Origin of the sequence: Prosthecobacter sp. (assembly GCF_044378005.1) — a bacterium.
GTDB lineage: Bacteria > Verrucomicrobiota > Verrucomicrobiia > Verrucomicrobiales > Verrucomicrobiaceae > Prosthecobacter.
Map to the genome: position 1 here is coordinate 1 of NZ_JBILYB010000293.1, position 3,406 is coordinate 3,406.

Annotated in this window: 6 protein-coding genes and 1 pseudogene; 3 read left to right on the forward strand and 4 right to left on the reverse strand. The window is 59.5% G+C overall.

Features of this window, described 5'->3' with window-relative positions:
- From AC6FTP_RS26305 to AC6FTP_RS26315, 3 genes and pseudogenes are all read right to left on the reverse strand, one after another.
- Positions 1–180 (reverse strand): annotated as a pseudogene (locus AC6FTP_RS26305) (Fe-S cluster assembly protein SufB); the annotation flags it as partial.
- A gap of 30 nt (positions 181–210) precedes the next feature.
- The gene (gene sufC, locus AC6FTP_RS26310) at positions 211–966 is read right to left on the reverse strand and encodes a Fe-S cluster assembly ATPase SufC (protein WP_497209866.1); all 756 of its coding nucleotides are present in this window, start codon (positions 964–966) and stop codon (positions 211–213) included.
- 39 nt (positions 967–1,005) lie between these two features.
- Complete coding sequence (locus AC6FTP_RS26315) at positions 1,006–1,461, reverse strand: Fur family transcriptional regulator (protein ID WP_497209867.1); 456 nt, start codon at positions 1,459–1,461, stop codon at positions 1,006–1,008.
- A 144-nt stretch (positions 1,462–1,605) separates the two neighbouring features.
- On the opposite strand from AC6FTP_RS26315, the gene AC6FTP_RS26320 reads away from it, so the two are divergent.
- Together AC6FTP_RS26320 and AC6FTP_RS26325 are read left to right on the forward strand one after the other, a co-directional pair.
- Positions 1,606–2,082 (forward strand): cupin domain-containing protein, encoded by a 477-nt coding sequence (locus tag AC6FTP_RS26320; RefSeq protein ID WP_497209868.1) that lies wholly within the window; start codon positions 1,606–1,608, stop codon positions 2,080–2,082.
- A gap of 5 nt (positions 2,083–2,087) precedes the next feature.
- Positions 2,088–2,558, forward strand: a complete 471-nt coding sequence (locus tag AC6FTP_RS26325; protein WP_497209869.1) for a dihydrofolate reductase — start codon at positions 2,088–2,090, stop codon at positions 2,556–2,558.
- Between the two features lie 112 nt (positions 2,559–2,670).
- On the opposite strand, the gene rplS is transcribed toward AC6FTP_RS26325, so the two are convergent.
- Positions 2,671–3,030: a 50S ribosomal protein L19 gene (rplS, locus tag AC6FTP_RS26330; RefSeq protein WP_497201142.1), complete on the reverse strand. Its 360-nt coding sequence runs from the start codon at positions 3,028–3,030 to the stop codon at positions 2,671–2,673.
- Positions 3,031–3,176: 146 nt separating this feature from the next.
- Here rplS and AC6FTP_RS26335 point away from each other — a divergent pair.
- Positions 3,177–3,406: type III pantothenate kinase (locus AC6FTP_RS26335; protein ID WP_497209870.1), on the forward strand; the 230-nt coding region annotated here is incomplete at its 3' end.

The following is a 3,406-nucleotide window of genomic DNA, read 5'->3' on the forward strand; positions in this document are numbered from 1 at the left end:
ATCAGGGTCGTCCTTCACGTCGCTGATGTAATCGACGGTCTTCGACGTGATGCCGAAGCCGGAGTCGAACTTGTTGCGCTCGGGAAAGGTGAAATCGCCGACGCTATCGACGCGGATGTCGGAGATGTCGTTTTCGACGGCCGGTGGGACGTCGAGGGTGGAGTCGGGGGCGGAGACCATGATGTTAAAATATGGCGGGTTTCTGTGCACTTAGGCAGCAGCGAGAGGCTCCTCATGGACCCAGTCGTAGCCGCGTTCTTCGAGTTCGAGGGAGAGCTCTTTGCCGCCGGTTTTGACGATGCGGCCGTCTTTGAGGACGTGGACGATGTCGGGCTGGATGTAGTTCAGGAGGCGCTGGTAGTGGGTGATGACAAGAAAGCCGCGGTTCTCGCTGCGCATGGCGTTCACGCCGCGGGAGACGATCTTGAGGGCGTCGATGTCGAGGCCGGAGTCGGTTTCGTCGAGGATGGCGTATTTCGGCTCCAGCATCATGAGCTGGAGGATCTCGTTGCGCTTCTTTTCACCGCCGGAGAAGCCTTCATTGACGCTGCGGCTGGTGAAGCTGCGGTCCATCTCGAGCTGGTCCATGCGGGCGTAGAGCGTTTTGTAGAACTTCACGGCGTCGATGTCCTCGCCCTTCGGCAGGCGGGCTTTTAAGGAGGCGCGGAGGAAGTTGGCGTTGCTGACGCCGGGGATTTCGTGCGGGTATTGGAAGGCAAGGAAGAGTCCGGCGCGGCTGCGGGCATCGACAGCCAGATCGAGGATGTTTTCGCCATCGAGGAGGACCTCGCCGCTGGTGACTTCGTAGTCTTCGTGGCCGCAGAGGACCTTGCTCAGCGTGCTCTTGCCGCTGCCGTTCGGGCCCATGATAGCATGGACTTCACCGGGGTTGATGGTGAGGTTCAGGCCTTTGAGGATTTCGCGGCCGGGGATCTGGGCGTGGAGGTCTTTAATCTCGAGTGACATGTCGTGGGTGGGGGAAATATATGATTTACGATTGATGACTTATGATTTGGCCGCGCAGGCATCGCAGGTGCCGTGGATGGCGAGGTCGGTGCGGGTGACGCGGGTGCCTTTGGGGAGATTCCAGAACTTGGCGGGGTCGAAGTCGGCGTTGGGATGCGCGTCAATGACCTTGCCGCAGGTCTCGCAGTGGAAATGGACGTGCTCGTGCAGGTTCGCGCAGTAGCGGGACTGGCCGCGCTCGAGGTGGACGAGCTTGATGAGCCCAGCAGAGGTGAGGTGGTCGAGGCAGTTATAGACTGTCGCCAGAGAGATGTGCGGGGAGCGGTCCTTCACCCGGGTGTAGAGGTCGGTGGCGGTGGGATGGTCTGTGGAGGCGGCGAGAACCTCGAAGACTTCACGACGGTGCGGGGTGAGCCGGACATCTGCGCCGAGCACGGCCAGTCGGCAATCCAGCCCAGAGGCTTTGGACGAGGGACGATGGGTGGCAGGTGGCATAATTTAGAATTAGAATGATTCTAATTAAATGGGAAACGCTAGGCTTCAAGGGGTGGATGCCGTTTCCGTGAAATTTCTCCCAAAGGCGGAGATCACGGGAAAATGAGGCTTGCGACTGAGGACTCGCACGCTCCGAATGACCGTATGACCCGCACCCAAGCCGACGATCTCCCCTGGACCACGCAAAACTCACCGCTGGGCAAGTATGGCGTCCAACGGCAGTCGTTATCCCAAGCCGCTGGCGGTCAAAAGGACATCGGGGTCTGGGGCGGTGGGCATCCCTTTGACCTCGAAATCCATCGGGTCGCGCCGGGTAAGGTCAATTTCCCCCTGCACGAGCACACGGCGCAATGGGAGGCCTATTACATTCTTTCCGGCAGCGGCAAGGTGCGCACATCTCAGGGCAAAGAGTCAATCAAGGCGGGCGACTACCTCGTTTTCCCACCCGGCGAGGCGCATCAGATCCTGAATACTGGTTCGGAAGACCTGACCTACATGGTCATCGCCGATCAGCCGCTGGCGGACGTGATCCACTACCCGGACTCGGGAAAATGGTTCGTGAAGCCGCAGAAGAAGGTCTTTGAGATGAACGAGGTGGACTATTTCAAAGGAGAGGAATAGTCGCCATGACCCGCCTCATCGCCATCGTCGCCATGTCTTCCAACCGTGTCATCGGGCGCGATGGCACGCTGCCCTGGCATTTCCCGGAGGATCTGAAGTTCTTCAAACGCACCACGCTCGGTCATCCGATCCTCATGGGACGGACGACCTTCGAGTCCATCGGGCGGCCTTTACCGGGGCGGCAAAACATCGTGCTCAGTCGCACGATGCAGCCGCGTGAGGGCATCACAGTGATCCGCGATGTATCGGAGCTGGCCCAGCATTGCCCGGCAGACAGCACCGTCTTCGTCATCGGCGGCGCGCAGGTTTATGGCGATCTTTTGCCGCTGTGCGATGGCCTCTACCTCACCTGGGTCGAGCAGGCTTACGAGGGCGATACCTTCCTGCCGCCTTTCGAGCATCTCTTCACGCTGAAGCAGGTGATCGAGAAGACGGAGGCGCTGGAGTTCCGCTACTACGAGCGGGTAGTGGTTTGAAAAGAAGGTCCTAAACGCAAAACACCTCCGCGTGGATAGCGGAGGTGCTCTGAACGTCGATCAACAAACCAACCACAGTTAGACTCATCAGGTCTGCCGCCGTCGGAAATTCTTATTTGGAGTCCTGGAAGACGTCCTTCACGGTCATGGCCTCTTTGCCTTTGCGGCCACGGAGGTAGTGGAGACGGGCACGGCGGACGCGACCGGTCTTGGTAACTTCGACCTTCGCCACTTTCGGGCTATGAAGGGGGAAGACGCGCTCGACGCCTTCGCCATAGGAAATTTTGCGGACCGTGAAGGCCTCGTTCAGGCTGCTGCCTTTGCGGGCGATGACGATGCCAGCGAAGATCTGGATACGCTCTTTGTCACCTTCGATGACTCGGGTGTGAACTTTCACGGTGTCGCCGACGCGAAAGGCTGCCACGTCCTTCTTGAGTTGCTCGGCTTCGATTTTAGTGATGATGTTGCTCATGATAACAATAGGGGGATGTCTCGCCGCGCAGTTCCTGGAGGGGCCGAACCGGGCAAGGGGCGCGCATAGTGGAGGTGATCTTTCCTTTCGCAAACGGTTTTTCCGTCCTTGCTGCCGACACCTGTTCTGGCCAATAAACCCGACCGATGACCGCCGACTACCTTTTGATCGATGTGGGCAATGGCCGCACGAAGCTCGGCCTGTCCACCCGTGACTCCCTGCTAGACCGCCGGGAGCTACCCACCCACAGCGTGACGACGGAGCTGATCCGCCAAAGCGTGGCTGGGTGGGATTTCCGCCGTGCCGTGATCGCCAGCGTCGTTCCTGCGGTCGTTCCGGTATGGCGTGAGGTCTTTCCCGACCTGCTGGAGCTGCG